This is a genomic window from Kitasatospora sp. NPDC058492 (genome assembly GCF_042720685.1).
GTDB lineage: Bacteria > Actinomycetota > Actinomycetes > Streptomycetales > Streptomycetaceae > Kitasatospora.
In genome coordinates this window covers 1-6,524 of record NZ_JBHXMU010000124.1, presented here as the reverse complement: position 1 = coordinate 6,524, position 6,524 = coordinate 1, and the positions used below count along the sequence as shown (strand labels likewise).

At 72.4% G+C, this 6,524-nt stretch carries 7 protein-coding genes; 2 read left to right on the top strand and 5 right to left on the bottom strand.

Features of this window, described 5'->3' with window-relative positions:
* Positions 1 to 831 precede the first annotated feature (831 nt).
* On the top strand, positions 832 to 1,272 hold the full coding sequence (locus ACFWPI_RS39060) for a hypothetical protein (protein WP_063349204.1): 441 nt from the start codon (positions 832 to 834) through the stop codon (positions 1,270 to 1,272).
* Positions 1,273 to 1,278: 6 nt separating this feature from the next.
* On the opposite strand, the gene ACFWPI_RS39055 is transcribed toward ACFWPI_RS39060, so the two are convergent.
* From ACFWPI_RS39055 to ACFWPI_RS39035, 5 genes are all read right to left on the bottom strand, one after another.
* Complete coding sequence (locus tag ACFWPI_RS39055; protein WP_244293449.1) at positions 1,279 to 1,845, bottom strand: DinB family protein; 567 nt, start codon at positions 1,843 to 1,845, stop codon at positions 1,279 to 1,281.
* A gap of 87 nt (positions 1,846 to 1,932) precedes the next feature.
* Positions 1,933 to 3,030 carry a S8 family serine peptidase gene (locus ACFWPI_RS39050; RefSeq protein WP_380425375.1) on the bottom strand — a complete coding sequence of 366 codons (1,098 nt, stop codon included), beginning with the start codon at positions 3,028 to 3,030 and terminating at the stop codon, positions 1,933 to 1,935.
* A gap of 203 nt (positions 3,031 to 3,233) precedes the next feature.
* Entirely contained in the window at positions 3,234 to 4,679 is a 1,446-nt protein-coding gene (locus tag ACFWPI_RS39045) for a WXG100 family type VII secretion target (protein WP_380374620.1), read from the bottom strand.
* 44 nt (positions 4,680 to 4,723) lie between these two features.
* Positions 4,724 to 5,149 (bottom strand): hypothetical protein, encoded by a 426-nt coding sequence (locus tag ACFWPI_RS39040; RefSeq protein WP_380374621.1) that lies wholly within the window; start codon positions 5,147 to 5,149, stop codon positions 4,724 to 4,726.
* A gap of 97 nt (positions 5,150 to 5,246) precedes the next feature.
* Positions 5,247 to 5,990, bottom strand: coding sequence for an endonuclease V (locus tag ACFWPI_RS39035; RefSeq protein WP_380374623.1), 744 nt, complete (start codon positions 5,988 to 5,990; stop codon positions 5,247 to 5,249).
* A gap of 202 nt (positions 5,991 to 6,192) precedes the next feature.
* On the opposite strand from ACFWPI_RS39035, the gene ACFWPI_RS39030 reads away from it, so the two are divergent.
* Complete coding sequence (locus tag ACFWPI_RS39030) at positions 6,193 to 6,435, top strand: hypothetical protein (protein WP_380374624.1); 243 nt, start codon at positions 6,193 to 6,195, stop codon at positions 6,433 to 6,435.
* Positions 6,436 to 6,524 lie beyond the last annotated feature (89 nt).

The window sequence follows — 6,524 nt, the reverse complement described above, 5'->3', positions numbered from 1 at the left end:
CAGCCGCCGCAGCGGCCCAACTCGCCCGGCGGCGGGCCATCGAATCCTTCCCCGCCCAGGTCGAACGGAGCAGCGCCGTCGACGACCGCCTCTCCCCGACGGAGGCCCGACCGCAGCCCTGACCGCAGCCCTGACGGCAGACCACCCCGCCCGCGCCTCGGCCCCCAGGCCGCCGAGGCGTGGCCGACGTACACGGTGGCGGCCAGCAGGCGCGGGACCACCCGGATCAACGCCTGCTCCGCCCCCTCGGCCACCCGGTGCGCCGCCGCCACGGCGAGCGCACCGTCCACCCACCACCCCTGCCGCCACGCCCCCGCCACACCCGCCTCGGCGCGCAGCGCGCCCACCTCGCACCCACCGCCCGCATCCACCGCCCGTACCCGGGCTGCGCGCCCCCGGCGGAGGCATGCACGGCGGTGCCCATCCGGCCCGTCGCGCCACGCCGGTACGGGCGCGACCGAAGGTGTGGTTGCGCGGATGGTTGTGCGGCCGCAGCTTCGCGCCGTGGGCGTGGACGCCAGCCTCCATAAGCCCTACGGTGGCACATCAACCGTCCTGCAACCACGGCCCTTCTGCACCCCCTGACCAGCCGCGACGCGCTCGCAACTACACCCCCCGCACCACTGCGCCACCCTCCCCCACCGATCCTCCGCCCGGCCGCCCCACCACCGCTGCACCACCGCGCCCCACCGGTCGACACCGGAACCGGCCGAGCGGCGGCGGGTTCCGGGCATTCAATCCGATTGGTAACCCAGCGCACCGAGGGCATATCGTAGAGTGAGCGCAGATGATCGACCGTCAGCCACCCATCTCCCTTTCCGAGAAGCCGAGATGACCAACCGTCACGCGAGTTCCGCCGAGCCGCCCCCGAGGCCCGGTGAACCGGAGGACGTACCACTGGAGTTCGCCGCCTTCTGCGAACTCCACCGCCCCCGGTACCTCAGCTACGCCCGGGTGTGGCTGACCGAGCACAGCAGCGCGGCCACCGCCGTCCAACAGGCGTTCGCCGAAATCGCCGTCCAATGGCGCGAGTTGCTGGGCAGCTCCAACCCCACCGCGAACGCCTGGCAGATCCTGCGCAGCACCGTCGCCGACCACACCCGGCACGTGCCCGCCGCACCGGACCGCCACCCCGCCGACGACGACCTGGCGATCCTGCACTACGTCGTCGGCCTAGCCGCCCCCGAGATCGCCGACGTCATCGGCACCGACACCGCCAGCGTCGCCGGCCGACTCCGGCGCACCATGCTGTGGGAGGCCTCCGGCTGGTGAGCCCCCTCAGACCCGCTCGCCCGTCACGTCGAACAAGTGATGCACCGGGTCGTGGATCAGATAACGGGCAAACGACTCCACCGTGAACCGCGCCCCGTCACTACGGCCCCCGGTCCGCCCCCACTGCTCGCCCGCCACCCGCCCGAACGCCGCCGCCAGCACCTCCGCGGCCGCCGCCAACTCCCCGGCCACCACCGCCGGCACCTGCTCCCCGTACCGCTCGGCGACCGCCGTCTCATCCTGATCCCAGTTCGGGAACAGCGGGGCTTCCTCGGCCAGCATCAGGTCCAACCGGACCCGGAACAGCCGGAACACGTCCCGGACATGGCACGCGTACTCCAGCCCCGACCACACCCCCGGCCGCGGCCGCCGACGCAAACCCTCCTCGGCCCCGGCCAACAACGCCACCCAGGCCTCCGCATTGGCCCGAACCATCCCCGCGACGTCCTCCCGCACCACCGCCGCAACATCCAGCCCACAATCCGGACACGGGCGTTCCAACACCCACGTCCAGTCCTTGCCGTCCGGAACGACCACACCCACCGGATCCACGCCACGCTCAGAAGCACTCATGGCCCCAGCATGGCCACCCCACCACCCACCCCACCAGCGGCAAGGACGCCAACCGCCACCAAAATGCTGCCACCCCGCCCGCCGCCCTCAGCCGCCCGCACCCCTGCGCCGCCGCACCCGCACCACCCACACCACGACCGCCACCACCCCGCCGACCAGCACCCCCCACAACGCCACCCCCACCGCAACCCCGACCCCGAACCAGCCGCCCCCACCGGCCCCCGCCGCAGGCACCACGGCCTCGCCACCCGGCTCCTCCGTCACCCCACCCCTCGCAGCCCCCTGCGACTCCCCCCGCCCCACCAACGGATTCACCCGAGACCCGCCGTCCACCACCGGATCAGCCTCCAACGCCTTCGCCGGCGCCAGCACCCCGAAGCCGTACCTGCTCCCCGGCACCGCCGACCCGTCCCGCGGCGGCGTGGCAGTCCTGATCATCCGATTGATCACCTGCCCAGCCGAAAGCTCCGGATACTTCGCCCGGATCAACGCGGCGGTGGCGGAGACGTAGGCGGTGGCATCGGAGGTGCCGTTGCCCACGCCGTAGCCGGCAGAGGTCTTCGCACTGGCCCGGTAGATCTCCGCCCCGGGGGCGACCAGTGTGGTCTCCGGTCCGTAGCTCGACTTCTCCCACAGTCGCCCCTGCCGGTCCACCGCGCCGACCGCCACCACTCCGGGGAAGGCCGCCGGGTACTCGACATGGGTGGCCTCGTTCCCGCTGTTTCCCGTCGCGGCCACCATGACCACGTCGTGGTCGACGGCGTACTTGACGGCCGCCCTGGTCTCCTGGTCGGCCCCGGCGTAACCGCCGATGGACATGTTGACCACCTTGGCACCGTGGTCGACGGCGAACCGGATCGCCCGGACGAGACCGGCCTGCGCCACGGCGTCAGCAGAATCCCAACTCACGCGGACGGGGAGGATCTTCGCCTTCGGTGCCAGGCCCATGACGCCGGCACCGTCGCCATGGCCGTGACCGGCGATGAGACTCGCCATCCCGGTGCCGTGGCCATCCTCGTCAACCGTGCCGTCTCCGTTGTCACCGGAGAAGTCGGCCCCGGGCACCACCTGTCCGGTCAGATCCTGATGGCCGGTCATCACACCGCTGTCGATGACGGCCACCGTGATACCGCCGCCCTGCGACACCGGCCACAACGCCGTTTCGGCCCGGTAGTCGCCGAGCACCCACTGCTCGTCGCGGATGCTGTCCGCGCCGGCCCGACCCGCCCCGATCGCCACGACCAGACTTCCCGCCGCCAGCACGGCCAGTCCGCGCCCAAGTCGCCCGTCCCTCAAGCCCGGTCACCCCACTCAGCACAGCGGCGCCCCCGTGGTCCACGAACCACGAGGGCCCCGATCGAATCACCCGGTCGTCTGCGGACCAGGAGTCATTTCACCACGTTCGGATTGACGGGCCCTTCCGATGCCCAGGTCTGCTCGTCCTCGACCAGGTAGTCCGGCCGTTTGCGGCCGCCCTCCTTGTCCTTGGCCCGCCCCTGGGCGCCCCCGTACGGAACCGCGGGCACCTGGGACGACGTGGGAACGCCCGCGGACTCCGGCCGCGGGCGATTGCGCAGCCCGAGGCCGGACCCACCCTCGGTGAAAGCCCGCCTGCCGCCGGAGGCGCCCTCCCCGGCGGGCACCCGGCCACCCGGTACGGCTCCCGGTCGTTCGCCGACGCCCACCACCCCGCCCCCGACCCGACCGGCCACCGAACCGCCCCTGCCTCCGGCACCCGGGCCGCCACCGCGGACGCCTTCGGGGACCTGGCCGCCGCGGCCTGCACCGGGCCCGGCCGGTAGGCTGCCGCGACCCCCGGGCTCTCGCTCGACGACCGTCGGCTTCTCCCTCACCCCGGCGAACAGACCCGGCGTCGTTGCGCCACCACCCGGCCCGAACCCTCCTGGGCCGGCGGCGGTCTGGGTGCCCGGCCCCGGGGAGACCGGCGTGCCCGTCACCCCGGTCGACGCCGGCCGCCCGGCCACCGTCGGCGGCGCGGTGCCCGTACCGTCCACCGTCGTTCCCGCGCCGAAGTTGACCGGCCCCGGCTTGACCGGTGCCGTGGCCACCCCGCCCTTGATTCCGGGTTCCGAGGCCACCGAGGTCTTTCCCGAGGCACCCGGCGACTCCGGGGCGGCACCGGCGCTGCTCGGCCTGCGACCCCGAGGCTTCGATGGCTCCGTCTCCGATGGAGTGAAGAGGCCTCCGGGCGAGCCCATGTTGCCGACCCCCATGCCGGTCATGAGGCCGCCCACCGCAGCCGCCCCGCCTTGGTCGGCACCGGTCTTGTCGGAGAAGTCGTCGCGCGCTCCGGGCTTCGACGGGGTTCCCGGTGGGGGTGGGGGCTTCAGGGTGGGGGTGGCGATGCGGTAGTGCATGGCGAGGGTTTGCATGACGGTGGCGGCTTCGGCTTTTCGGCGGTCGGCGACGGGGATGTGTTCGTCGTCGCCGCCGAAGACGGAGGAGACGCCGTCGCCGACGGTGTCCTTGACCTTTTCCCACGTGCCGGGTTCCTCGGGCATGTCGCGTTTGGCCTTGGCGATGGCCTCGGACATGTTGTGGAGGGTGTTGGCCGCGTCGTTGGCGTAGGAGGCGGCGTTGTTGATGCTGTCGGCGAGGTGGAGCATGCGGGTGTGGAAGGCGTCGCTGGTGGCGCCTTCCCAGGTGACGGCGGCTTCGGTGCTGGCGCGGGTGAGGGTGGTGCGGATGGCCTTGAGGGTGTCGGCGGCGTGGCGCCAGGGGTCGCCGGCGGCCATGACTTCGCCGGGGTTGAGGGCCTGGGCCATGGTGCGGAGTTGGGCGTGGCTGTAGGTGGTGAAGTCGGTGTAGGCCATGGGGGGTTCGCCTCCGTTCGGGCTCGGCCGGGGGTGGCCGGGGGTCAGGGGGCGGGTGGGGCGACGGTGTGCTCGTAGGCGGCCTTGCTGCCGGCGGAGGGGTTGGCGACGGACCAGCCGTCGTCGCCGAGTTTGAGTTTCTTCGCGGTGTGCTGGTCGTGTTCTTCGTAGGTGGTGGCGGTGAGTTCGGCGTTCTTCTGGGCTTCGTCGACGGCTTGTTGGAGTTGGTTGAGGACGTCGCGCAGGCCGTCGCGCATGGTGTTGTAGCGGTTGTGGATCTCGGTGGCTTCGGCGAAGGTGCCGAAGGCGGTTCTGCCGATGCCGCTGCGCCCGTGGGTGCCGGTGCCGTCGGCGTGGTGCTGGAATTCGGCGAGGAGGAGCCGGACTTGGGCGGCGAAGGCGCGGAGTTGTTCGACCTCGACGCGGTAGCCCTGGCCGGCGCCTCCGGTCGTGCCGGTTCCTGTTGCCACTTCGGCGCCTCCCCCGTGCGTCCGTGGGTCGCTGCCGGGGTTGGGCCCCGGTGTCTCATGTCTAACACACGGGGCCCGAATTCCGCCTGGTACCTGGTCAGTTCGCAGGCGTCCTCGTGTGGAGGGCGTCGGCGAGGGCGCGGCGGCAGAGGGAGTCGGCGTGCCGGGTGGTTTCGGGGAGCCGGTAGTGGGGGGCGAGTTGGAGGGTGGTGCGGACGGCGGTGTCGAGGCTGATGCGGTGGCCGATGGAGACGTAGACGGGTTTGACGCCGGGCCGGGTGCGGAGGGCGCGGCCGACTTCTTCGCCGGTGGCGGGGTCGGTGAGCGGGGTGGTGGAGCCGCGGGGAGTGTCGGGGTCGTGGTGGTGGAAGGTGAACGGGGTTTTGGCGACGCCGAGGGTGCGCAGGCCGGTGAGGACGCCGAGGTGGCTGGCGAGGCCGAGGCGGCGGGGGTGGGCGAGGCCGTAGCCGTCGCAGACGACGGTGTCGGGGGTGTGGGTGAGGGCGGCGAGGGCGTCGAGGACGGCGGGGAGTTCGCGGAAGGCGAGCAGTCCGGGGGTGTAGGGGAAGGGGATGCGGCCGACGGCGGTGGACTGTTCGACGACGGCGAGGGTGTCGTGGTCGAGGAGGACGGCTGCGGCGGCGACGAGGTCGTGTTCGTCGTCGTAGGCGACGTCGACGCCGGCGATGAGCCGCCCGACCCCGCTGCCGGAGCCGGAACCGTCGGAGCCCCCGGAACCGTAGGCGTCGTCGGGGTCGTGGGTCTGGACGAGGGGGCGCAGGCGTTCCTGTTCGGCGAGTGCCTGTGCTTCGGTGGTGGGCCAGTCGGCGGGGATGGGCACGGGTGTTCCCCCGGGTGGGTGGGGCGGGCGCGGTCGGGTTCACCGTACCGAGGGGCGGACGACCCCGGGGTGAGCCTGTGCGCCCCCCGTGCTCCCGGTCCGGCGGGTTAGCCTGGACTTACCGAACTCCCTTGCCGGGCAGCACTTCTGGGACCGGCACGATTCCCGCTCGTTCCCCCCGACGCGCGAAGGACCCCCCGCCATGCCTCGTCCGTCCGCTGCCCAGTACTGCCTCGGTTCGTTCACCGTCGTCGCCGCCACGGTGGCACTGCTGGCCGTTTCGGACGCCTCGGGCGTCCTGGAGGTCGTGGTGCTGGAGGGGTTCGCGCTGGCGCTCGGCACCGTGGTGACGGTGTTGTCGCTCGCCGTGTCCGGCCGGTCGGCGGCGAGGGCGGGAGCGACCTCCCCGGCCCCGGCCGGACACGAGTACGCCCGGCAGCGCTAGTGTCCTGAGTCTTGAATTTCATTCATAAATATAGACTTGGCCTATGGCGCGGACGGGTCGACCAAAGGTCGAGTTGGTGTTGTCGGACG